The organism is Streptomyces sp. NPDC059787 (genome assembly GCF_042732315.1).
Lineage (GTDB): Bacteria > Actinomycetota > Actinomycetes > Streptomycetales > Streptomycetaceae > Streptomyces > Streptomyces atrovirens.
The window spans coordinates 37,732-59,329 of the sequence record NZ_JBHWHX010000031.1 but is presented as its reverse complement, the minus strand read 5'-3'; the positions used below and the strand labels follow the sequence as shown (position 1 = coordinate 59,329).

21 protein-coding genes are annotated in these 21,598 nt (G+C 71.5%); 14 read left to right on the top strand and 7 right to left on the bottom strand.

From position 1 onward, the window contains the following. Positions 1 to 75 precede the first annotated feature (75 nt). Positions 76 to 258 carry a ribbon-helix-helix protein, CopG family gene (locus ACFV5H_RS26130; protein WP_167996206.1) on the top strand — a complete coding sequence of 61 codons (183 nt, stop codon included), beginning with the start codon at positions 76 to 78 and terminating at the stop codon, positions 256 to 258. 16 nt (positions 259 to 274) lie between these two features. Here the strand turns inward: ACFV5H_RS26130 and ACFV5H_RS26125 are convergent, their stop codons facing one another. Beyond that, positions 275 to 1,726: an NCS2 family permease gene (locus ACFV5H_RS26125; RefSeq protein ID WP_385197495.1), complete on the bottom strand. Its 1,452-nt coding sequence runs from the start codon at positions 1,724 to 1,726 to the stop codon at positions 275 to 277. A gap of 207 nt (positions 1,727 to 1,933) precedes the next feature. On the opposite strand from ACFV5H_RS26125, the gene ACFV5H_RS26120 reads away from it, so the two are divergent. Both ACFV5H_RS26120 and ACFV5H_RS26115 read left to right on the top strand, forming a co-directional pair. Next, positions 1,934 to 2,236 carry a DUF2530 domain-containing protein gene (locus ACFV5H_RS26120; protein WP_385054382.1) on the top strand — a complete coding sequence of 101 codons (303 nt, stop codon included), beginning with the start codon at positions 1,934 to 1,936 and terminating at the stop codon, positions 2,234 to 2,236. Between the two features lie 118 nt (positions 2,237 to 2,354). Next, the gene (locus ACFV5H_RS26115; protein WP_385197494.1) at positions 2,355 to 4,757 is read left to right on the top strand and encodes a cation-translocating P-type ATPase; all 2,403 of its coding nucleotides are present in this window, start codon (positions 2,355 to 2,357) and stop codon (positions 4,755 to 4,757) included. 99 nt (positions 4,758 to 4,856) lie between these two features. On the opposite strand, the gene ACFV5H_RS26110 is transcribed toward ACFV5H_RS26115, so the two are convergent. Both ACFV5H_RS26110 and ACFV5H_RS26105 read right to left on the bottom strand, forming a co-directional pair. Next, entirely contained in the window at positions 4,857 to 5,636 is a 780-nt protein-coding gene (locus tag ACFV5H_RS26110; protein ID WP_385054377.1) for a DUF5707 domain-containing protein, read from the bottom strand. A 166-nt stretch (positions 5,637 to 5,802) separates the two neighbouring features. Then, positions 5,803 to 8,946 carry a sacsin N-terminal ATP-binding-like domain-containing protein gene (locus ACFV5H_RS26105; RefSeq protein WP_385197492.1) on the bottom strand — a complete coding sequence of 1,048 codons (3,144 nt, stop codon included), beginning with the start codon at positions 8,944 to 8,946 and terminating at the stop codon, positions 5,803 to 5,805. A gap of 107 nt (positions 8,947 to 9,053) precedes the next feature. Here ACFV5H_RS26105 and ACFV5H_RS26100 point away from each other — a divergent pair, with 107 nt between their 5' ends. Both ACFV5H_RS26100 and ACFV5H_RS26095 read left to right on the top strand, forming a co-directional pair. Continuing rightward, entirely contained in the window at positions 9,054 to 10,316 is a 1,263-nt protein-coding gene (locus tag ACFV5H_RS26100) for an SLC13 family permease (protein WP_385054488.1), read from the top strand. A 350-nt stretch (positions 10,317 to 10,666) separates the two neighbouring features. After that, entirely contained in the window at positions 10,667 to 11,269 is a 603-nt protein-coding gene (locus ACFV5H_RS26095; RefSeq protein WP_385197491.1) for a M23 family metallopeptidase, read from the top strand. 71 nt (positions 11,270 to 11,340) lie between these two features. Here ACFV5H_RS26095 and ACFV5H_RS26090 read toward each other — a convergent pair whose 3' ends face one another. Further along, a complete protein-coding gene (locus ACFV5H_RS26090) occupies positions 11,341 to 11,550 on the bottom strand; it encodes a DUF397 domain-containing protein (RefSeq protein WP_385058795.1) in 210 nt (69 codons plus the stop codon). Continuing rightward, positions 11,547 to 12,425 carry a helix-turn-helix domain-containing protein gene (locus ACFV5H_RS26085; protein WP_385197489.1) on the bottom strand — a complete coding sequence of 293 codons (879 nt, stop codon included), beginning with the start codon at positions 12,423 to 12,425 and terminating at the stop codon, positions 11,547 to 11,549. Before ACFV5H_RS26085 ends, ACFV5H_RS26090 begins: the two co-directional genes overlap by 4 nt. Before the next feature lie 159 nt (positions 12,426 to 12,584). Here ACFV5H_RS26085 and ACFV5H_RS26080 point away from each other — a divergent pair, with 159 nt between their 5' ends. From ACFV5H_RS26080 to ACFV5H_RS26065, 4 genes are all read left to right on the top strand, one after another. Further along, positions 12,585 to 13,046 carry an ATP-binding protein gene (locus tag ACFV5H_RS26080; RefSeq protein WP_385058792.1) on the top strand — a complete coding sequence of 154 codons (462 nt, stop codon included), beginning with the start codon at positions 12,585 to 12,587 and terminating at the stop codon, positions 13,044 to 13,046. Between the two features lie 440 nt (positions 13,047 to 13,486). Further along, positions 13,487 to 14,383, top strand: coding sequence for a helix-turn-helix domain-containing protein (locus tag ACFV5H_RS26075; RefSeq protein ID WP_385197487.1), 897 nt, complete (start codon positions 13,487 to 13,489; stop codon positions 14,381 to 14,383). A 16-nt stretch (positions 14,384 to 14,399) separates the two neighbouring features. After that, complete coding sequence (locus ACFV5H_RS26070; RefSeq protein ID WP_385197485.1) at positions 14,400 to 15,356, top strand: hypothetical protein; 957 nt, start codon at positions 14,400 to 14,402, stop codon at positions 15,354 to 15,356. Between the two features lie 137 nt (positions 15,357 to 15,493). Further along, entirely contained in the window at positions 15,494 to 15,925 is a 432-nt protein-coding gene (locus tag ACFV5H_RS26065; RefSeq protein ID WP_385058786.1) for a DUF4440 domain-containing protein, read from the top strand. Between the two features lie 6 nt (positions 15,926 to 15,931). Here the strand turns inward: ACFV5H_RS26065 and ACFV5H_RS26060 are convergent, their stop codons facing one another. After that, entirely contained in the window at positions 15,932 to 16,858 is a 927-nt protein-coding gene (locus ACFV5H_RS26060; RefSeq protein WP_385058784.1) for a DUF3027 domain-containing protein, read from the bottom strand. A 342-nt stretch (positions 16,859 to 17,200) separates the two neighbouring features. Between ACFV5H_RS26060 and ACFV5H_RS26055 the strand changes: the two genes are divergently transcribed. The 4 genes from ACFV5H_RS26055 to ACFV5H_RS26040 all read left to right on the top strand — a co-directional run bounded on the left by ACFV5H_RS26055 (position 17,201) and on the right by ACFV5H_RS26040 (position 20,774). Continuing rightward, positions 17,201 to 18,634 (top strand): MFS transporter, encoded by a 1,434-nt coding sequence (locus ACFV5H_RS26055; protein ID WP_385058783.1) that lies wholly within the window; start codon positions 17,201 to 17,203, stop codon positions 18,632 to 18,634. A gap of 64 nt (positions 18,635 to 18,698) precedes the next feature. Then, positions 18,699 to 19,199: a DUF2771 domain-containing protein gene (locus tag ACFV5H_RS26050; protein WP_385058781.1), complete on the top strand. Its 501-nt coding sequence runs from the start codon at positions 18,699 to 18,701 to the stop codon at positions 19,197 to 19,199. A gap of 8 nt (positions 19,200 to 19,207) precedes the next feature. Next, complete coding sequence (locus ACFV5H_RS26045) at positions 19,208 to 19,930, top strand: futalosine hydrolase (protein ID WP_385197522.1); 723 nt, start codon at positions 19,208 to 19,210, stop codon at positions 19,928 to 19,930. After that, positions 19,917 to 20,774 (top strand): 1,4-dihydroxy-6-naphthoate synthase, encoded by an 858-nt coding sequence (locus ACFV5H_RS26040; RefSeq protein WP_385197484.1) that lies wholly within the window; start codon positions 19,917 to 19,919, stop codon positions 20,772 to 20,774. The genes ACFV5H_RS26045 and ACFV5H_RS26040 overlap by 14 nt, the downstream gene beginning before the upstream one ends. 4 nt (positions 20,775 to 20,778) lie before the next feature. Here the strand turns inward: ACFV5H_RS26040 and ACFV5H_RS26035 are convergent, their stop codons facing one another. Then, complete coding sequence (locus ACFV5H_RS26035) at positions 20,779 to 21,162, bottom strand: cold-shock protein (protein WP_385058778.1); 384 nt, start codon at positions 21,160 to 21,162, stop codon at positions 20,779 to 20,781. Between the two features lie 164 nt (positions 21,163 to 21,326). Between ACFV5H_RS26035 and ACFV5H_RS26030 the strand changes: the two genes are divergently transcribed. After that, positions 21,327 to 21,593 carry a hypothetical protein gene (locus ACFV5H_RS26030; RefSeq protein WP_385058776.1) on the top strand — a complete coding sequence of 89 codons (267 nt, stop codon included), beginning with the start codon at positions 21,327 to 21,329 and terminating at the stop codon, positions 21,591 to 21,593. Positions 21,594 to 21,598: the final 5 nt, after the last annotated feature.

Here is a 21,598-nt window from a genome sequence, read left to right as displayed (position 1 = left end):
CCGTATCACCCGTACGAGTGATCCATCCATGAATCGTGGCGCGGCGCACCGTGGTGTGCAGGGACCCTCATGCGCATGGGGACCGACGTGCTCAGCCTGCGTATCGACCACGAACTGCTCGAACGGCTCCGGGAACATGCCGCGAAACGCGGCATGAGCGTCCAGGACTATGTCGTCCGGACGCTCATGCGCGATGACTTCGACCAGCGGTTCCAGGCCGCCGTCGAGGAGACGGAGAAGTTCTACGGGGTCACGTGAGCCCCCGCGTGCACGGTCAGGTCAGGCCCAGCGCCGGCATCAGGTAGTAGAAGGCGAAGACCGCCGACACCACGTACATCGCCGCCGGGACCTCCCGGCCACGCCCGGCCGTCAGGCGCAGCACCACGAAGGTGATGAAGCCCATGCCGATGCCGTTGGTGATCGAGTAGGTGAACGGCATCATCACCATCGTCACGAAGGCCGGGATGGCGATCGTGTGGTCCGCCCAGTCGATCTCCTTGATCGAACCGGCCAGGATCAGGAAGCCCACCGCGACCAGCGCCGGGGTGGCCGCCTGGGACGGGACCATCGTGGCGATGGGCGTGAGGAACAGCGCCACCGCGAACAGGCCGCCGGTGACGACGTTGGCGAAGCCGGTGCGCGCGCCCTCGCCGACGCCGGCCGTGGACTCCACGAAGGCGGTGGTGGCCGAGGCCGAGCTGGCACCGCCCGCGGCGACCCCGACGCCGTCGAGGAACAGGACCTTGTTGACGCCGGGCATCTGGCCCTGGGCGTCGGTCAGCTTGGCCTCGTCCGAGACGCCCATGATCGTGCCCATCGCGTCGAAGAAGCTCGACAGCAGCACGGTGAAGACGAACAGGATGCCGGTCAGCACGCCGACCTTCTCGAAGCCGCCGAACAGGCTGACCTGGCCGATCAGGCCGAAGTCGGGGGTGGCGACCGGGTTGCCGGGCCACTCGGGGGTCGTCAGGCCCCAGGTGGGGATGTCGGCCACGGCGTTGACGATCAGCGCGAGGACCGTCATCGCGACGATCGAGATGAGGATCGCGCCGGGCACCTTGCGTGCGATCAGCACCAGCGTGAGCAGCGCGCCGAGGACGAAGACGAGCACCGGCCAGCCGGTGAGGTGACCGGTGCCGCCGAGCTGGAGCGGGACGGTGGTGTGGGCGGCGTCCGGGATGCGGGAGACGAACCCGGCGTCGACCAGGCCGATCAGCATGATGAACAGGCCGATACCGATGGCGATGGCCTTGCGCAGACCGTAGGGGACGGCGTTCATCACGCGCTCGCGCAGACCGGTGGCGACCAGCAGCATCACGATGAAACCGGCCAGCACCACCATGCCCATGGCGTCCGGCCACGACATGCGCGGCGCGAGCTGGAGCGCGACGACGGAGTTGATGCCCAGACCGGCGGCCAGCGCGATCGGGACGTTGCCGATGACGCCCATGAGCAGCGTGGTGAACGCTGCGGTCAGGGCGGTCGCGGTGACGAGCTGGCCGTTGTCGAGCTGGTGGCCGTACATGTCCTTCGCGCTGCTCAGGATGATCGGGTTCAGCACGATGATGTACGCCATCGCGAAGAAGGTGGCGAAGCCGCCGCGGATCTCACGGGGCAGGGTGCTGCCGCGCTCGGAGATCCGGAAGTAGCGGTCGAGGGCGCCGGACGCGGCACCGGACCCCGGCTGCTCGGGGGTGGGGGCCTTGGTGGTGGCCGACGGGGACATATGCGGGGACCTCATCACCGGCGGGCGCCCCCCGAAGCCCTTTGGTGTTTTCTACGAATGAAAGTGGTCAGAGACAAACGGATTCAGTATGAACATATAACGCCGTCCGCGCTATCTCCGCGCGTAGACACACGTGACTCCCCGCGGTCCCCGTCACGCGGGTCATGCGGTCCCCGTCACGTCCGGGGTCCCTCGTAAGCTGTCCGCATGGCCGGGTTTTTTTCGGGATCCCCCGAACACGAGGCGCCGGAGCCCCTGGAGGGCCCCGTGGTCGCCACCATCGTCGGCGGCACGATCATCTGGTTCGTCCTGTTCCTGGTGCAGCTGCCGTTCTACGGCTGGTTCGACGACCACGGCCACACCTGGTGGCTGTGGACCTGCCTGGCCGGCGGCGGGCTCGGCTTCATCGGCATCTGGTACGTCCGCAGGCGCGACGCCGCGATCAAGCGGGGGCGGCCGGCCGGCGGGGAGCCGGAGCCGGACCGCTCCCCCGCCCCCTCGGCCGACTGAGCCCGGCGGGCGTCCGCGCCACCGCCGTACGACCACGGCACTACGGCCGTCCTATCCCGGTCGGATCTTCCGCCGATCGGGTGGGTGAACCGCCGGGTCCGCACGTACCGTCGAATGCATGACGCATCTCGAGGCGGGCGACCGGATCGATACCGAACACCCCGCCGGGGTCACCTCGCCGGTGACCGGGCTGACCGCCGCGGAAGTGGCCGAACGGGTGGCGCGCGGACAGGTCAACGACGTGCCGGTGCGCAGCAGCCGGTCCCTCGCCGAGATCGTCCGCGCGAACGTCTTCACCCGGTTCAACGCGATCATCGGCGTGCTCTGGGTGATCATGCTGATCGTCGCGCCCATCCAGGACAGCCTGTTCGGCTTCGTGATCCTCGCCAACACCGGCATCGGCATCGTCCAGGAGTGGCGGGCCAAGAAGACCCTCGACTCCCTCGCGGTGATCGGCGAGGTACGGCCCACGGTGCGCCGGGACGGGACGGCGACGGAGGTCGGCACCTCGGAGATCGTGCTGGACGACCTGATCGAGATCGGGCCGGGTGACAAGGTCGTCGTCGACGGGGTGTGCGCCGAGGCGGACGGCCTGGAGATCGACGAGTCGCTGCTCACCGGCGAGGCCGACCCCGTGGTGAAGCGGCCCGGGGACCAGGTCATGTCCGGCAGCTTCGTCGTCGCGGGCGGCGGCTCCTTCCAGGCGACCCGGGTGGGGCGCGAGGCGTACGCGGCGCAGCTCGCCGAGGAGGCCTCCCGGTTCACGCTGGTCCACTCCGAGCTGCGCTCGGGCATCTCCACGATCCTCAAGTACGTGACGTGGATGATGGTCCCGACCGCGATCGGCCTGATCATCAGCCAGCTCGTGGTCAAGGACAACGAGCTGAAGAACTCGGTCGCCCGCACGGTCGGCGGGATCGTGCCGATGGTCCCCGAGGGGCTGGTGCTGCTCACCTCCGTCGCCTTCGCGATCGGGGTGATCCGGCTGGGCCGCAAGCAGTGCCTGGTGCAGGAGCTGCCGGCGATCGAGGGACTGGCCCGCGTCGACACGGTCTGCCTGGACAAGACGGGCACGCTCACCGAGGGCGGCATGGACGTCACCGGGCTGCGGGTGCTGGGGGACGGCGACGAGGCGTACCTCCGCAAGGTGCTGGGCGAGCTCGGCTCGGCGGACCCCCGCCCGAACGCCTCCCTGCGGGCGATCATCGACGCGTACCCGGACACCACCGGGTGGCGCCTCACCGACACGCTGCCCTTCTCCTCCGCCCGCAAGTACAGCGGCGCGACGTTCGAGGAGGGCGCGGGCGAGGCGGCCGTGACCTGGCTGCTGGGGGCGCCCGACGTGCTGCTGGACCCCGACGACCCGGCGCTGGCCGAGACGGAGCGGATGAACGAGCAGGGGCTGCGGGTGCTGCTGCTCGCCCGTGCCCGCGACGGCGTGGACGTCGACGACCCCGGGGCCGTCGAGGGCGTACGGCCGGCCGCGCTGGTGGTGCTGGAGCAGCGGCTGCGCCCGGACGCGGCCGACACCCTGCGCTACTTCGCCGAGCAGGACGTCCGGGCCAAGGTCATCTCCGGGGACAACGCGGTGTCGGTCGGGGCGGTCGCGTCCAAGCTGGGCCTGTCCGGTACGACGGTGGACGCGCGCCGGCTGCCCGCCGACACCGACGGCATGGCGAAGGCGCTGGACGACGGCACGGTGTTCGGGCGGGTCACCCCGCAGCAGAAGCGGAACATGGTGGGCGCGCTCCAGTCGAACGGCCATACGGTCGCGATGACCGGGGACGGCGTGAACGACGTGCTGGCGCTGAAGGACGCCGACATCGGCGTGGCGATGGGCTCCGGTTCGGAGGCCACGCGGGCGGTCGCGCAGATCGTGCTGCTGAACAACAGCTTCGCCACGCTGCCGTCGGTGGTGGCGGAGGGGCGGCGGGTGATCGGCAACATCACCCGGGTCGCGACGCTGTTCCTGGTGAAGACGGTGTACTCGGTGCTGCTGGCGGTGCTGGTGGTGATCTCGCAGGTGGAGTACCCGTTCCTGCCACGCCATCTGACCCTGCTGTCCACGCTCACCATCGGCGTCCCGGCGTTCTTCCTGGCCCTCGCCCCCAACAAGGAGCGGGCGCGGCCGAACTTCGTACGGCGGGTCATGCGGTACGCGATCCCGGGCGGGGTGCTGGCCGCGCTGGCGACGTTCGCGTCGTATCTGGTCGCACGGGAGTACTACACCGGTGCGGGCGCGCTGGAGGCGGAGACGAGCGCGGCGACGCTGACGCTGTTCCTGATCTCGATCTGGGTACTGGCGATCATCGCCCGCCCGTACACGTGGTGGCGGATCGGGCTGGTGGCGGCGATGGGCGGGGCGTTCCTGGTGGTGCTGGTGGTGCCGTGGCTGCAGGAGTTCTTCGCGCTGAGGCTGGTCGGCATGACCATGCCGTGGGTCGCGACCGGGATCGCGGTCTTCGCGGCGGGGGTGCTGGAGCTCTTGTGGCGGTGGGTGGACCGGCGGGTCCCCGCGTAGTGGGAGGCCGGGCCCGCCCGATGGGTGTCCCCGCGGGTCCGCGGTGGCTGGTCGCGCAGTTCCCCGCGCCCCTTTCGGGGCGCGGGGCGCCGCATGTTTTTACTTCACGTCGACGAAGTCACCGGCGGCGTTGACCGCCGGGGTGGTCGTGGTGCCCGCGAAGGAGTAGCGGTAGTAGCCGTCGGCGGAGGCCTTGACGGTGGTCTTCAGCTCGCCCTTGGAGTTGGTCTTGATGGTCTTGACCGTGGTGTAGGTGCTGGAGCTCTTCTTGCGGAACTGGAGCTTCACCGACTGGCCGGTGTAGCCGGCGTACTTGCCGGTCTCCCAGTTGGCGCGGGACAGCTTGCCCGTGACGGTGATGGTCTTGCCCTTCTTCACCGGCTCGGGGGAGGCGTTGACGGTGAGCTGGGAGGCGCGCTGGACCTTGAAGCTCTTGACGTTGTCCTTCTGCGTGAAGTCGTAGTCCTTGCCCGCGGCGATGGCCCACACCTTCCAGGTGCCGGCGACCGAGTTGATCAGGTTCTCGCCCGCGTCCAGGGTGAAGGGGGACGTGCAGGTCGACGTCGTGGCGTTGACCTTGGTGCACTTGGCCTCGCCGTCGCTGGTGTCGGCGACGGCTCCGCTGTCGGACTTCTCGATGCTCGCGCCGTGGTACAGGATGGCCTGCGCCCAGTCGACGCCGGAGTTGTCGGTGACGGTGAAGGTCACGGTGACCTTCTTGGTGCTGGTGGCGCCGACGACGACGGACTTGCCGCCGTTGACCACCACGTTGGAGATCTTCGTGTCGCCTTCGGAGTCGTCGGCGTGCGCGGCCGGGACGGCGAGGGCGGACAGGGCCAGGGCGCCGGAGACGGCGGCCACGGTGGCGCGGAATCGCATGTGTTCCCCACGTGAAGACAAGGGCCCCGGCCTGATCGTGTTCCACGACCGGTCGTCGGCACGGGGCCCCGAATGACCATGGAGTCTGTTGACTCGCATGATCAGATACACCACTCGCCCAAATGGTTGTACGAGAAGTGAAACAAATGTGCGGACGTCGCCGGGCTCAGTCGAACCAGCGGTCCCGCGCCAACTCCTCCGTGCGGGACGGGTCTTCCAGCAGTGCCGCCACCTCGAAGCGCCGGGGCCACTGGCCCGCCGCCCAGGCGAGGCCCGCGGCCACGCCCTCCAGGGTCGCGGCGTGCAGGACGCCGTCGTCCGTCAGCCGCCAGTCGATCTCCACGCCGTCGACGACGAGTTCCTCGTGCTCCACGTACACGGCCGGGGTGCGCGGCCCCAGCAGCACCCGCACCGGATCCGGTACGTCGTGCTCCGTGCCCTCGGAGTCCACCTCCCCGGTGACGGACTCGCTCAGCCGCCGCACCTGGAACAGCTCCGCCAGCTCGGCCGCCCGCGCCGGCCGTACGGGCAGCAGCGGAACCCCCGCCGTGAACGGCAGCAGGTCGGGCGAGTCGACGACCACCGCGTCCGCGGCGTCCACCACCTCGACCCGGCCGTCGACCACGGCCCGCAGATCGTCCGGCAGGGTCACCTGCTCGGGGTCCAGCTCCGCCAGCGCGCCGTAGAGCGCGTGCAGCTGGGCCGCCGTGACCGGCCGGTCGGGGTCGGCGAGCCGGTCCAGCAGTTCGGCGGCGCCTCCCGGCTCGTCGAGCAGTGCGGCCACCGAGGTCCGTACGCCCAGCGCCCGCAGTACCTGCTCGTCCTCGAACCCGGTCGCGTCGGCCTCGTCGTACAGGCCCCGCAGCAGCGGGTCGCCGCCGGCCGCGCGCAGTCCGGCGGGGCGGCGCCCGCCGATCACCGGGTGCCCGCGCAGCCACCACGCGGTGTACGGCCGTACGACCTCGTGCGTGCCGTCGTGCAGCAGGATCCGTACCGGCTGGACGAGCGCGTCGCGCAGCGGGGGCCGCGACAGCAGGGCGAGGGCCCGGGGCCAGTGGTCGTCGTCCACGAGGTCGAGGTCGCGCACGGCGACGATCTCGGTGGCGACGGGCGGGACGGGGCTGTCCGGGAAGCGGTCGAGGACGTCCTCGCTCCACACGTCCACGGCGTCGAGCAGACCGGCGTCGTCCGGCTCGGCGAAGTCGCCTTCGCGCGGTTCCAGTTCGTCCGGGTCGAGGACGACGTCGGTGGCGCGGACCAGCGCGAAGTCCACCAGCACCCCGCAGGCGGCAAGCGGCTGTTCGCCCCACTTGTCGGCCAGTTCGCCGTCCACGGAGGCGAGCTCGCCCTCGCGCATGACCTGGGCGAACGGTCCGCCGGGGAAGACCAGCTCGCAGGCCGGGGAGAGTTCGCCGTCCTCGTCGGGGAGGGCGAGGGCGCCCAGCCACGGCTCGTCACCGGGTTCGAGCCCGGCGTCGCGCACAAGACCCAGCACGGTGTCGGCGAGTTCCTCGGCGTCCGGGGTGTCCTCGTCCTCCCAGTTCACCGGGCCCTCGTCGTCCAGGGACGCGGCGACGGCGGCCCGCACCTGCGGGGTGGTGAGGACGGCGCGCGGGGTGGCGGGGAGCGCGCCGAGCTTCTCCAGGAGGGGGTGGGCGGCGTCCGGGTGGGCGACCTTGAGCCCGAGCCGGGCCAGCACCTCGGGGTCGATCCGGGTGGCCTCCGCTCCGGGCAGCAGCACCTGACGGGGACCGATCGTCGTCCTGCCGTCGGCCAGCGGCACCGGCAGCCCGGACAGCCGGTCGGGGTCGACCCCGGCGAGGCTGTCGTACAGCCGCCGCCACCAGTCGGGGGACTTCTCCAGGCCGGCCAGCCGGTCGACCGCGTCGGTGAGCGGGACGCGGGCCACGCCCAGCGTGCGCAGCTCCGCGCGGCGTTCGAGACCGGCGGGCAGGAGGGTGGGGAGGACTTCGGCCAGCACCCGTACGGTGTCGGCGCCCGCGCCCTCGACGACCTCGGCGTCGCGGGGCCGCAGGGACTGCGGCAGCTCGGAGTCGTCGTGCTGTTCGGCCTGTTCGGCCTGCTCGACGGCGGGCGGCAGGAAGGACGTACGGGGCAGCCGTTCGAGGATCGCCCGGCGCAGGGCGCCGTCCAGTTCGCCCTTGCCGAGCGGGCCCGGCACGAGGTCGATGATCCCGGCGGCCACCGGGCGCCAGTCGGCGAGGAGCCCGGCGTAGGCGTCGGCGGCGCGCTGCACGAGGAAGTCGGTGAGCGGGCCGGGGGCGGCGTGCCGGCGGGTGGAGTCCAGCGGGAAGGAGGCGATGAGCAGCGCGGGCACGCCGAGCGGCTCGTCGCTGGGGGTGGGCGCGTGCACGACGGGGCTGGTGCGGGGCCGGGCGGGGCCGCCGTCGGCGTCCACGGGGACGGCCCAGGTGACCGACCAGTAAGGGCGCAGCCGCTCCTCGACGGGCCGGTCGGCGAGCAGCTCGGGGGTGAGCGGGCCGTGCGCGGCGGCGGTGCGCCAGTGGGTGGTGCCTTCCCGGCTGTCCTCGACGACGGTGAGTGCGCCGTCGGTGCGGCGGCTCACGGTCCGGGGTTCCGCGTCCCCGATCTCGACGACCACCTCCTCCAGGCCGGGCAGGGCGAGCAGCAGGGCGTCGTCGACGGCGTTCAGCAGCCGCTCGGTGAGGTCGGCGGCGGCGGTGTCGCGCAGGGGGAGGATGACGGCGGTGTCGTACGGGCCGGGCGCGGTGCCCTCGGCGGCGAACGGCAGCCTGAGCAGGGGCACGTGCCCGTCACGCCGCCGGATCTCGTCCCCGAGGCCGGGACTGTGCCGTGCGGTGTCGCCCGCGAGTTCCCGCGCCTCGGCCAGCGACCAGCGGACCCCGCCGTGCCGTCCGACGACGGCGGGCTCGTCGGTGACGGCGAGGACGGCGGCGAAGCCGACACCGAAGCGCCCCACGGCCCGGTCCGGCGCGTCCCGCTTGGCGGAGGCACGCAGCGTGGACAGCGACTCGACACCGGCCGCGTCCAGCGGGGCCCCGGTGTTCGCGGCGACGAGGACCCCGTCGCGCAGGGTGAGCCGCAGCCGTCCCGGTACGCCGGCCCGGGCGGCGGCGTCGGCGGCGTTCTGGGCGAGTTCGACGACGAGGCGGTCCCGGTAGCCGCCGAGGACGAGGTCCTCCTCGGCGTTGGCGTCCTCACGGAAACGGGCGGGGCTGGTGACCCAGGCGTCCAGGACCCCGCGCCGCAGACGCGCCGTACCGAACGGATCGGCACCCTCGGCGGCGGGCCGCACGAACTTGCTCACGTTCATCTCTCCTCATCGGCCCCACATCGGCGCATCGGCGTGAGGTCGAAGGTACCGCCCCACGACATCCCGGCGACGCGGTGTCCACGTACCGCCGCCCCCTGTGGATGATCAGGGCTGTGCTGCTCGAATCCCTGTCCGTCGCCGCGCTGGCCGTGGTGCTGGTGTGTGCCGTCGTCCGTCCCTTCCGCTGGCCGGAGGCGGCGTTCGCGGTGCCCGCGGCCGGCGTCGTGATCGCGACCGGTGCGATCCCGTTGGAGGCGGTGCGGGAGGAGGCCGTCCGGCTCGGGCCGGTGCTCGGCTTCCTCGCCGCCGTGCTGGTGCTGGCCAAGCTCTGTGCCGACGAGGGCCTCTTCCACGCCTGCGGGAGCTGGATGGCCCACTGGTCCCGCCATCGGCCGCGCAGGCTGCTGGGCGCGGTCTTCGCCCTCGCCTCGCTGATCACCGCCGCGCTCAGCCTGGACGCCACCGTGGTGCTGCTGACGCCGGTGGTGTTCGCCACCGCCACCCGCATGGGTGCCCGTCCGGCCCCCCACGTCTACGCGGGCGCGCACCTGTCGAACACGGCGTCGCTGCTGCTGCCGGTGTCGAACCTGACGAACCTGCTGGCGTTCACCGCCACGGGGCTGGGCTTCACCCGTTTCGCGTTGCTGATGACCCTGCCGTGGCTGGCGGCGATCGCCGTGGAGTACGCCGTCTTCCGCCGCTTCTTCGCCGCCGACCTGGACACGGCGCCCACCGCTCCCGAGGTGCCGGAGAAGCCGGCGAAGCCGCCGCTCTTCGCCCTGGTGACGGTGGCCGCCACGCTCGCCGGGTTCGCCGTGGCGTCCGCGCTCGGCGTCGACCCGGCGTGGGCGGCGGCGGCCGGCGCGACGGTGCTGGCCGTACGTGCCCTGTCGCGCCGCCGCACCACCCCGTCGGCGATCCTCCGCGCGGCCGACCTGCCGTTCCTCGCGTTCGTCCTCGCCCTCGGCGTGGTCGTACGGGCGGTCCTGGACCACGGCCTGGGCGACGCGCTCGGCGCGGTCCTCCCCGACGGCACGACCCTGCCGGCCCTCCTGGCCACCGCGGGCCTGGCGGCACTGCTCGCCAACCTGATCAACAACCTGCCGGCGGTCCTCGCCCTCGTCCCCCTGGCCGCGCCGTCCGGCCCCGGCGCGGTCCTCGCGGTCCTGCTGGGCGTCAACATCGGCCCGAACCTCACCTACGCGGGTTCCCTGGCCACCCTCCTGTGGCGCCGCATCGCCCATCACCACGCCCACGAGGTCAGCCTCAAGCGCTTCACGCTGCTGGGCCTGGCCACCGTCCCGACGGCGCTGCTGGCGTCGACGGTGGCGCTGTGGGTGTCGCTGGAGCTGCTGGGCGGGTGATTCCGGACGGGGTCCCGGAGACCCACGCCACATTCAGGCGGTACCCGGACCGGGCTCCCGGTGACAAGCGGCACAGGTGTTCCGTCCGGTACTACCCGGAATAGTGGAAAAGTGGTTGAATCCAAAAGGGACATTTAGGACGCGGGGCCGACGGATCAGCTTGAAATGGGGGGTTTCGCCCCGTCCGGACCCACCGGTCAAGAGACGTGCGTCTCACGCCCGAAGTACGGCCTTTCGTCGTAGGTCACACCTTTGCGGCTTCTGTCCGGGTCCGGTTACCAAGGAACAGCCAGCACGGCACGGACCCGTTCCGCCGATGGCTTCCCCGTCCCCTCACCCATGAGGTCTCCATGCTCCAGCGCGTCACGTCCCGTCTCCCCCGTACGTCCCTGACCCGGACCCGCGCGGCCGTCCTGGCCGCCGGTATGGGCGCCACGGTCGTGATGGGAGTCGGGGCCGCGGTCGCCGCCGAGAACACGGCCGCGCCCGGCGCCGCCACCACCGTCCAGGCGCAGGCCGCCGCCAAGAAGGCCGCGTCCTGGGTCGACCCGGTCAAGAGCTACAAGCTGTCCGCGAGCTTCGCCCAGAACGGCGGCATGTGGGCGCACAAGCACAGCGGTCAGGACTACGCCGTCCCGACCGGCACCACGGTGATGGCCGCGCACGGCGGCACCGTCGTCAAGGCCGGCCCCAACGGCGCCGGCGACGGCCCCGCGTACGGCAACGCCATTGTCATCAAGCACGGCAACGGCACGTACTCCCAGTACGCCCACCTGTCGCAGGTCGACGTGCGGGTCGGCCAGGTCGTCAAGACCGGCCAGAAGATCGCCCTGTCCGGCAACACCGGCAACTCCAGCGGCCCGCACCTGCACTTCGAGATCCGCACCACCCCGAACTACGGCTCCGCCATCGACCCGGTCAAGTTCCTGCACTCCAAGGGCGTGACCGTCTGACCCCGGTCACCTGAGCAGCACCCGAGCGACCCCGAGAACGGCCCCGCGCCGCTCGGGGTCGCTTTCGGCGTTCAGTCCTCGGAGGCGTACGGGACGAAACTCGCCCACGTGTCGGGGGCGAAGGTGAGACGGGGGCCCGCGATGTCCTTGGAGTCGCGGACGTGAACGGTGCCGGGGGTGAGAGCGAGTTCGACGCAGGAGTTGCCGTCGTTGCCACCGCTGTAGCTGCTCTTGAACCACGCCAGCTCAGAGGCGTCCCCGGCGGTGGTCTTGCGGATCATGTTTCCCCCAGCAGTTGTTCGATGAAGGCCAGTGACTCGCATGGAGAGAGTGCCTGAGCCCGGATCGTGCCATACCGCAGCTCAAGAATGCGCAGTTGCCTCGGATCGGAGGTCGGCCGACCGCTGAACGCACCGTCGGAGCGGCCCACCGCCGTACCGTCCGCGAACTTCAGCAGCTCGATCCTGCCGTCCAGCCCGGAGTGGGTGTCGCAGTTCATCGGCATCACCTGAAGCACGACGTTGTGCAACCGCCCCACCTCCAACAAACGCTCGAGCTGCTGACGCCAAACCATCTTCCCCCCGATGGGTCGGCGCAGAACCCCCTCCTCCAAGACGAAGCTGAGTGCCGGGGCCGGGTCACGCTCGAAGACCGCCCGCCGGTCCAGACGAGCGGCCACCATGCGTTCTACGTCATCCGGCGAGTACGGAGGCTGTGCCGCCCCGATCACCGCCCTCGCGTGTTCCGGCGTCTGCAACAACCCGGCGATGATGTTGCACTCGTACACCCCGATCTCGACCGCCCTGCCCTCCAGCTTCCCCAGTTGCCGCACGGTCTTCGGGTACCGGACCTTCTTCACGTCCTCCCAGGCCGCCGCGATGAGGCCGCCCGCGTTCAGGACCTTGTCCGCCTTGTCCAGGAACTCCTGGCGGGGGATCCGCTTGCCGCCCTCGATCTTGTAGACCATGTCCTCGCCGTACCCGACGATCCGCCCGAACTCGATGGCCCGCATCCCCGCCGCCTCACGGCGCAGCTTCAACTGCCGTCCGACGGTCGTGATGACCGCGACGCCCCACTCGTCGTCCGGGTCCACCTCCCAACCGGGTTCGTCCGCCTCTTCCTTGAGCCGACCCGCCTCCGCCTCGACCGCCGTCATGCCGCACCTCTCCCTCGACCTCGTCCGTGACGCACCCGGCGTCCTGCCCGCACCAACCGTCGGAACAGCCCCGACAGCACCGGACAACCACCGGACAGTGACCGTACGTACGCGCCAAGTGACATTCCACGGTACGCGGATCCGGCCACGCTGAGTGATGTGAATCAGCGAACCGCCGAACCCGCCACCCCCGTCCGCAACTTCAGCGTGCTGCTCTCCCCCACGCCACGCGGCGCCCATCAGGCCCGGCGACTGGGAGCAGGCCAACTGCGTTCCTGGGGGCTGCCCGTGGACCCGGCCCGCCAGGTCATCGCGGAGCTGGCCGTCAACGCGGCGACCCACGGCCGCGTCGCGGGCCGGGACTTCCGGCTCACGCTCCACGTCGTCGCCGACACCCTCCGTATCGAGGTCACCGACACGCGCGGCGACCGCCTCCCCGACCCGCGACCGGCCTCCCCCGACGCCGAGTCCGGTCGGGGCCTGCTGCTCGTCGAAGCGCTCGCCGACCGCTGGGGCGTGACCGAGGGCCGCTTCCCACGCAAGACCGTCTGGGCCGAACTGCGCCTCACCTCACCGGAACCGTCGGCGTCCCGTGCGTCGGTGCGGGAGACGGGAAGGTGACGCCGGCCCGTCCCTGGACACGACACCTTTCCCGATACGCGCACACTCTGGCCGCCACTGTCCACATGCCGCTCATTCGAGCGCCCATGTGGCATTTCCTCGCCGACTGCTCACGGTTTTTCAGCACGGCACCCTCCTGTCGGCCGCCGTGCGGCTCCGGATCACCTCTTACGGCACCGGAACCCGAGTTCTGAGACTCCGGTGCCGTCGGCGCCTTCCCAAGGGAAGAACCCGGGGGAAAGCACCCCACCAAGCCCCACCCTTTCCCGCCCGAGGCGCGTGATCACTCGGGCGGGTGAACATCACCGGCTCAGCTGGATTTTCGGACCCCTCACACCTCTACGCTCAGCGCACACCACCCGAAAAAGACTTCGGCCCCCGCCGGGACTGGCATCCCGGTGCGAGGGCCTAACCACCCAGGAAGCAAAGGCCCTTCCCGCATGGATACCCAAAACACTAGCGCGCCCCCGCGCACCCGGTCAGCCCCCGCCGGCAATCCGACCCGATCGCGTCACCACACCGGCGGCGTCATCCACGACAACACCCGCCACACCACCCGCTTCGTGGTGATCGGCAACCACCTCACCCAGCACCCCGAGCTGTCGCTGCTCGCCATCGGCCTCGGCTGCCACATCCAGTCGCTGCCCACCGGCACCCCCGTCGACATCAAGAGCCTCGCCGCCCGCTTCAAAGAAGGCACCAAGCGCATCGCCGACGCCCTGCGCGAACTGGAGACCCACGGCTACCTCCGCCGCGAACGCGTCCGCACCCCCACCGGCCGCATCATCACCCGCACCACCTCCTGCAACCAGCCGCACCACCGGCGCGAGACAGCGGGCACCGACTGCCCCACCCGGCCTGCCAAGCCGCACCGTCCTGCCCCGCACCCCCAACCGCCGACGGAGGGAACGCCCCCGCCCCACCCGCGCGGCCCCCGCCCCCGCAAAGCACTCCCCGCCGTCCCCCAGCCCACCCGCGCCGCAGCCACCGCGCTCCACCAGCAGGCCACCGACCTCCGCCGCCACGACCCCCGCCTCCTGCTCTCCGCCACCGACACCGAGCACCTGACCCCCGGAGTCATCGCCTGGCTCGAACGCGAGGTCACCCCCACCGCCGTACGCCACGCCCTCACCGACAACCTCCCCGACGAACCCCTCCACCGCCCCGCGGCCCTCCTCGCCCACCGCCTCACCGACGGACTCCCACCCCTGCCCCCGTACCGGCCCCCGGCCGACCCCCTGCCCGTACGCAACTGCGACGGCTGCGACCACGCCTTCCGCGCCCCGGAAACCGAAACCCACTGCCCCAGCTGCCGCACAGCCGCCACCCGCCCCTGACACCACAAGGAAACCCATGGTCAGCCCGCCCCACGAGGCGATGCACCGCATCTTCCAGCACGACCCCGGGCTTTTCAGCCGCGTATCGCGCTTCCTCGGAGTCGACATCCCCACCCCGGTGAAGGCGACAGCCCTGCCGACCGACCTGACGGAGACCAACCCCGTGGAACGCCGGGTCGACACGCTCCTCCGGCTGGAAACCGCCGAGCAGGGTCCGTTCCTCCTCGCCGTCGAGGCCCAGGGCAAGAAGCACCCGGACAAGCCGGCGAGCTGGGCGTACTACACCGCGTACCTGTGGACGAAGTACCGGCTGCCCACGGCTCTCCTGGTCGTGTGCCAGGACCACGCCACGGCCAGGTGGGCCCAGCAACCGGTGAGCTGCGGACCGCCCCAACTGCCCACCCTCACCGTGCAGCCGTTGGTCGCCGGACCGCACAACATGCCCGTGATCACCGACCCGGAAGAAGCCCGCACCGACCTGGTCCTGGCCAGCCTGGCGGCCATTACACACGCTGCCGAACCGGACATCGATGCGATACTGAAGGCCCTGTCCACAGCGCTCCGGGACGCACCCGAAGACATCGCGAAGCCCCTCGTCGAATTCACCGCACAGGGCCTGGCCAAGCGCCCGGCCAAGAACCTCTGGAGGAATCTGGTGGCCGTGGACCTCTCCTTCTACAAGTCCTACCTCGCCGAAGAAATCCGCGACGAAGTACGCGGCGAAGTACGCGAAGAAGTACGGGACGAAGTACGCGAAGAAGTACGGGACGAAGTACGCGGCGAAGTACGGGACGAAGAGCGCGCCCGGCGCGGTGCCGAAGACGTCCTGCTCGTCCTGGAGCAGCGCGGCCTCGACGTCTCAGAGGACGTCCGCGGCCGCATCACGGACTGCACCAACCCCGGCCTCCTTCGCCACTGGCTCGCCCGCGCCGTCACCGTCCCGAAGGCTGAAGAGATCTTCGAGGGCCAGTAGGCGTCCTCCACCCCCTGATGTGGCTCAGACCACATCAGGGGACATCACTAATAAAGTTTGACCAGTCCTTGCGAGAGGTAGAAACCCCTCCGTCAATCACTAGACAAACTTGACTAGCCATCCCTCGAAGGAGCCGCATGACCTACCTCCCCGACACCGGATACACCCCGACCGCCGAGGACCGCGCGAGCCTCGACGCCTGGTTCGCCGAGTACGACGCGGCGAGCGGCAAGCGTGACGTCGAGCGCATGGCGGACCTGGCCGTGTTCCCCCTCAACCTCGTGAGTGACGACTCCGCGGGCGACGGACGGTCGGCGCAGTGGGACCGGGAGCAGTTCGTCGCGGTCATGACCCGGGTGATGGGCGAGGGGAGTCAGGACATCACCTTCGAGTCCACCCGGACCCCGGTGTTCCTGTCCCCCTCGATGGCCGTGGTCCTCACGGACTCGACCATGACCACCGACGGCGAGTCCCAGCAGCTCCGCTACGCCGACATCCTGCTCAGGCGGGACGGGAAGTGGGCGTTCCAGACCATGCTCCAGGGCGGCTGGGGGGACAACCTGCGATGACGCCCCCTACGAGTGCCCCAGCTCCGCCGACGAGGCGTCCTCCGTCGCCGGGACCGAGCCGGAGTCCGCGGACGGGCGGAGGGGGAACGGGTCGACGCGGGTCTCGTCGATGACCGGCGGGGCCGGCTGCGGGGGCTTCGGCATGACCGCGGCCTCGGAGTGGCCGCCGCAGCCGTAGGCCAGGGAGACGACGTGGCCGTCGGCCGGGGAGAACTCGTTGGCGCACACCCCGAACGCCTGGCCCAGCGAGCCGCCGATGGGGGTGAGGAAACCGCACGACACACAGGAGGCGGGGGCCGCCTGCGCCATCGGCGTCTTCGCTCCGAAGCCCTCCTCCCAGCGGTCGGCGGCGCTGTGCAGGCCGTAGCGGGACAGGACCCGGGCGCGGCGCATGCCGAGTTCCTCGGCGACCGCCGCGATCGTGCCGCGGGACGGAGTCACCGCCAGGTGGGCCGGGGTGCCCTCCGTGACCTCGGCGTCCTCCGCCTCCACCAGGTCGGCCATCTCGTGGGAGACCGCGGAGCTCGGCGGCGGCTCCTCCTCGCCGGAGAAACCGGGCTCCAGACGCAGGTCCTCGGCCTCGGTGGGGAGGAGGTCGCCGGGGCCCATGTCGCCGGGGCGCAGCCGCTCGCTCCACGGCACCCACTCCGGGGCGAGGACCGCGTCGGGGCCGGGCAGCAGCGCCGCCTCGTCGACCGTGACGATCTTGGCGCGGGAGGCGCGGGCCACGGTGACGGCCCAGCGCCAGCCGCGGTAGCCGGGCTCGTGACACCCGAAGAAGTGGGTGACGACGCGGTCGCCCTCGGAGACCAGCCCCTCGTGTTCGCCCACGACCCCGGGCGCGGCGACCTCCTCGGCGGCGGCGCGGGCGAGGTCGACGGCCTCGGCGCACAGGCGGTCGGGGGTGCGGCTTCGCGTTGTCGCTGCGCTCACAGGTATCGCTTCTCTCCTACGCCGTCTCACGAGTGCGCCACTCCCAGCACGGGGGGCGGACGGAGCGGACAGTGGGACCGCGTCGACGTCCGCGCCACAACGTGCTCGGGCGCGCCTCCATCCATTCTGCGGGATGGCTGAGATACGCACGCTACCTTCTCGCGTGCGCTGGGCCTACACCGACGGTTGTTACGGAGTCCCGCGCGCCGGTTTCCGGGGCCGGCCGGCCACCCCCGGCGGCGTGTTTCCGTCGGCCTCCGGTGTTCGGCCGTACAGCCGCACCACGGCGGTGTCCATGGCGATACGGCATTACACACGGCCTTCTCGGGGCACTATGGCGTCGTGGCTACCGCGAGGACACCCCAGGGCGCCACCGGGACCGGTGGGCCGAAAGGGGTCAGGGGCAGCGGCCGACGCTTCGGGACGGGCCGGGCGGGCGGCCGTCTTCGCGCGTTCGGGCGCGCCCTGCACTTCCCGGTGACCAGAACCGCGCGGGGGATCCGCCGGGCGACCCACGCGCACGGCGCCGGGGAGTCCGGGCTCGGCAAGCTGATCGAGCTGCACGGCGTGAACGGCGCCGGCGACGTCATGATCACGGTCGCGCTGGCGTCCACCGTGTTCTTCTCGGTGCCGACCGACGAGGCGCGCGGACGGGTCGCCCTCTACCTCGCCATCACCATGGCGCCGTTCACCCTCCTCGCCCCGGTGATCGGCCCGCTCCTGGACCGCCTCCCGCACGGCCGCCGCGCCGCCATGGCCGGCGCGATGCTCGCCCGGGCGCTGCTCGCGCTGGTGCTGTCCGGCGCGGTGATCACCGGTGGTCTGGAGCTGTACCCGGCGGCGCTGGGCGTGCTGGTGGCGTCCAAGGCGTACGGGGTGGTCAGGAGCGCGGTCGTGCCGCGGCTGCTGCCGCCCGCCTTCTCCCTGGTCAAGGCGAACTCGCGCGTCACCCTCGGCGGGCTGCTGGCGACCGGGATCGCCGCGCCGATCGGCGCGGGCCTGCAGCAGGTCGGGCCGCGCTGGCCGCTGTACGGGGCGTTCGTGATCTTCGTGGCGGGGATGTTCCTGTCCTTCCGGCTGCCGCCGAAGGTGGACTCCGCGAAGGGCGAGGACGTGGCGCTGCTCGCCGCCGACGAGCGGCATCTGCACGGCCCGCGCGGCAGAGCGGAGAAACGTCCCGGCCTGCGGACGGTCGGCCCGGCCGTCACCCACGCGCTCGGCGCCAACGCCTCCATCCGCTGCCTCACCGGCTTCCTGATCTTCTTCCTCGCCTTCCTGCTGCGCGAGCACCCGATGACGGGGCAGAGCGCCGCCGTGTCGCTCGGCATAGTGGGCGTGGCGGCGGGGGCGGGCAACGCGCTCGGTACGGCGGTCGGGGCATGGCTGCGGTCGCGCGCCCCGGAGATCATCATCGTGACGGTGGTGGCGTGTGTGGTGAGTGCGGCGATCCTGGCCGCCGCGTTCTTCGGCGCGGTCCTGGTGGCGTGTCTCGCCGCGGTCGCCGGGTTCGCGCAGGCGCTGGCCAAGCTGTCGCTGGACGCGCTGATCCAGCGGGACGTGCCCGAGCCGGTGCGGACGTCGGCGTTCGCGCGCTCGGAGACGCTGCTGCAGATGTCGTGGGTGCTGGGCGGCGCGATCGGCATCGTGATGCCGCTGATCGGCACGCTGGGGCTGGCCGTGGGCGCGACGATCGTCGCCGCGGGCTGGCTGACCACGGTCCGCGGGCTGATCCGTTCGGCCCGGCAGGGGAACGCGGGGCGGGCGCGAGTGGCGTAACGGCGCGGCCACGCCGTACCCCCGCATGGGAAGTGTGGCGGATGCGCCAGATAGCCTTCGCCCCATGACCACGTTGCCCCGCGGCGCAGCCGCCCCGAGTCACCGCGCTGTGCGACGCCGCCGTGCCGTCGCCGCCGTCGGCGCCGTATCCGCCGGACTGCTCGTCCTGGCCGCCTGTGACAAGCCGACGTCGATGGCCACCATCACGGTGGGCGGCGACTCGGTGAGCTCCGAGGCCACCTGCGGTGGCAAGGGCGAGGCCCTGACCACCGAGACGCTCAACGAGTGCCTGAAGGACAAGGGCATCGACGAGATCGACGTCGACCCCACCAAGGAAGTGCGCTTCGGCGTCGACCCGGAGATCGCCGACAACGGCTGGACCATCCTGATGAACGGTCAGCCGCTGGTCGACTCCAGCAAGAAGACCTACCAGGTCATCCCGGGCAGCGTGTTCTTCAACGCCCAGTACGGCGCCCAGGGCGACTCGACCCTGGTGTCGATCAAGGAGGGCGAGGAGTCGACCACGGGGCTGTGGTCCTTCCGGCTGAAGAAGAAGGAAGACTGATCAGCCTGATCACGTCGTCCTCACGCGTTCTCGTGGCCACCGCGGTCCCCGTCGAGCGGGACGCGGTGGCCGGGGCGTTCCCCGGGGACGTACGGGAACGGACGCTCCCCGGGGCGACCGTGCTCCGGGTCCCCGGCGGACCCGACCTGCTCGCCGCCGGGGTCGGCCCGGCGCTCGCCGCCGCCTCCACGGCCGGTGCGCTCACCGCCGCCGCCCTGGACGGCCGGCCCTACGGCCTCGTCGTCTCCGCCGGGATCGCCGGCGGTTTCCCGCCGCACGCGCCCCTCGGCCGGCTCGTCGTCGCCGACGAGATCACGGCGGCCGACCTGGGCGCCGAGACGGCCGACGGTTTCCTGCCCGTCACCGACCTGGGCTTCGGCACCGTCACCCACCGTCCGCCCGCCGCCCTGGTCCGTCAGGCCGCCGCCGCGTCCGGCGCGCTCACCGGGACCGTGCTCACCGTGTCGACGGTGACCGGGACCGCCGACCGCGCCGCCGCGCTCCGAGCCCGTCACCCCCGCGCCCTCGCCGAGGCCATGGAGGGCTTCGGGGTCGCCGAGGCCGCCGCCGCGCACGGCGTGCCCGTGCTGGAGGTGCGGGCGGTGTCGAACCCCGTCGGCCCGCGCGACCGCGCCGCCTGGCGCATCGGCGACGCCCTGACGGCCCTCACCGAGGGCTTCGGGAAGCTCGCGCCCGTCCTGGAGAGTTGGATACAGCATGACCACCCCTGAGCAGCAGCGGCTGCGGATCGCCTACTCGCCCTGCCCGAACGACACCTTCGTCTTCGACGCCCTCGCCCACGGCCGTGTCCCCGGCGCGCCCGCCGTCGACGTGACGTTCGCCGACATCGACCTCACCAACGGCATGGCCGAGCGCGGTGAGCTGGACGTGCTGAAGGTGTCGTACGCGGTGCTGCCGTACGTCCTCGACGAGTACGCCCTGCTGCCCTGCGGGGGCGCGCTGGGGCGGGGCTGCGGGCCGCTGGTGCTGACCCGGGAGGCCGGGGTGGACCTGACCGGCCGTACGGTCGCCGTGCCGAGCGAGCGGTCGACGGCGTACCTGCTGTTCCGGCTGTGGGCGGCGGAGGTCGTGCCGGGTGGCGTCGGGGAGATCGTGGTGATGCCGTTCCACGAGATCATGCCCGCCGTACGGGACGGGAAGGGCGACGCGGGACTCGTCATCCACGAGGCGCGCTTCACGTACCAGGAGTACGGGCTGCACCGGCTCGCCGACATGGGTGAGCACTGGGAGCGGACCACCGGGCTGCCGATCCCGCTGGGCGCGATCATCGCGAAGCGGTCGCTGGGCGAGGAGACGCTGACACGGCTCGCCGAGTCCATTCGCACATCGGTGCGGATGGCCTGGGACGAGCCGGAGGTGTCGCGTCCGTACGTCATGGAGCACGCCCAGGAGATGGACCCGGCCGTCGCCGACCAGCACATCGGGCTGTACGTCAACGAGTTCACGGCCGGTCTCGGCGAGGACGGCTACGCGGCCGTACGGGGGCTGCTGACGCGTGCGGCGGCCGAGGGACTGGTACCGGCCCTCGGCCCGGACGCGCTGCGGTTTCCCTGACCTCTCACACGTCCAGCTGGTCGGCGACCGCGCGGAGCAGGCCGGCGATCTTCTTGCCGGCCGCGCGGTCGGGGTAGCGGCCCCGCTCCAGTGACTCCGCGGTGGCCTCCAGCAGGGTCGTCAGGTCCTGGACGATGGAGGCCAGCTCGTCCGGCTTCTTGCGCTGGGCCGCCGCGACCGACGGGGCCGGGTCCAGGACGGTCAGGGAGAGGGCCTGGTCGCCGCGCTGTCCGGCGACCACGCCGAACTCGACGCGCTGGCCCGGCTTGAGGGCCTCGACTCCGGCGGGGAGGACCGAGGAATGCACGAAGACGTCTCCGCCGTCGTCACGGGAGAGAAAGCCGAAGCCCTTCTCACTGTTGAACCACTTGACCTTGCCGGTGGGCACGTCTGTCCTCGTCCTCGTACTCGTCGGGAAAACTGCTTCGGAAAACGGCTCTTGATAGCACTCGGGCGGGCCCGATGACCCGCCGGTACCAAGGCTAATGGTCTTCAGGCCGGTGACAAGACGTCACCCGGTTGTTCCTTCGCGCTGGGAACTACCCTGGTCCGGTGCGTGACAAAACCCAAGCGAATTCCCCCGCGCCCGGTGACGGTCTGGTCCGTGCCGGTGCCATCGTCTTCTTCGTCGGTGCCGTGGCCACTCTGGTCACCGTGGCCCCGTTGTTCCTCGGGACGACGCCCTTTCCCACGTACATGTTCGGGCTGAGCATGTTCATGGCTGTCGGATTCCTGATGGCCGGCGCGGGCGTACTGCGTTCGGCCGCGGCGGGTCGCCGCCGGGCGCGGGCCGGGCAGGTTTCCGGTCCGGTTTCCTGAGCGGT

What these genes read in the sequence shown, in the direction of transcription:
- ACFV5H_RS26130 (WP_167996206.1), top strand. Translation starts at nt 76, where the DNA reads ATGGGGACCGACGTGCTCAGCCTGCGTATCGACCACGAACTGCTCGAA.
- ACFV5H_RS26125 (WP_385197495.1), bottom strand. Translation starts at nt 1,726, where the DNA reads ATGTCCCCGTCGGCCACCACCAAGGCCCCCACCCCCGAGCAGCCGGGG.
- ACFV5H_RS26120 (WP_385054382.1), top strand. Translation starts at nt 1,934, where the DNA reads ATGGCCGGGTTTTTTTCGGGATCCCCCGAACACGAGGCGCCGGAGCCC.
- ACFV5H_RS26115 (WP_385197494.1), top strand. Translation starts at nt 2,355, where the DNA reads ATGACGCATCTCGAGGCGGGCGACCGGATCGATACCGAACACCCCGCC.
- ACFV5H_RS26110 (WP_385054377.1), bottom strand. Translation starts at nt 5,636, where the DNA reads ATGCGATTCCGCGCCACCGTGGCCGCCGTCTCCGGCGCCCTGGCCCTG.
- ACFV5H_RS26100 (WP_385054488.1), top strand. Translation starts at nt 9,054, where the DNA reads ATGATCAGGGCTGTGCTGCTCGAATCCCTGTCCGTCGCCGCGCTGGCC.
- ACFV5H_RS26095 (WP_385197491.1), top strand. Translation starts at nt 10,667, where the DNA reads ATGCTCCAGCGCGTCACGTCCCGTCTCCCCCGTACGTCCCTGACCCGG.
- ACFV5H_RS26090 (WP_385058795.1), bottom strand. Translation starts at nt 11,550, where the DNA reads ATGATCCGCAAGACCACCGCCGGGGACGCCTCTGAGCTGGCGTGGTTC.
- ACFV5H_RS26085 (WP_385197489.1), bottom strand. Translation starts at nt 12,425, where the DNA reads ATGACGGCGGTCGAGGCGGAGGCGGGTCGGCTCAAGGAAGAGGCGGAC.
- ACFV5H_RS26075 (WP_385197487.1), top strand. Translation starts at nt 13,487, where the DNA reads ATGGATACCCAAAACACTAGCGCGCCCCCGCGCACCCGGTCAGCCCCC.
- ACFV5H_RS26070 (WP_385197485.1), top strand. Translation starts at nt 14,400, where the DNA reads ATGGTCAGCCCGCCCCACGAGGCGATGCACCGCATCTTCCAGCACGAC.
- ACFV5H_RS26065 (WP_385058786.1), top strand. Translation starts at nt 15,494, where the DNA reads ATGACCTACCTCCCCGACACCGGATACACCCCGACCGCCGAGGACCGC.
- ACFV5H_RS26050 (WP_385058781.1), top strand. Translation starts at nt 18,699, where the DNA reads ATGACCACGTTGCCCCGCGGCGCAGCCGCCCCGAGTCACCGCGCTGTG.
- ACFV5H_RS26040 (WP_385197484.1), top strand. Translation starts at nt 19,917, where the DNA reads ATGACCACCCCTGAGCAGCAGCGGCTGCGGATCGCCTACTCGCCCTGC.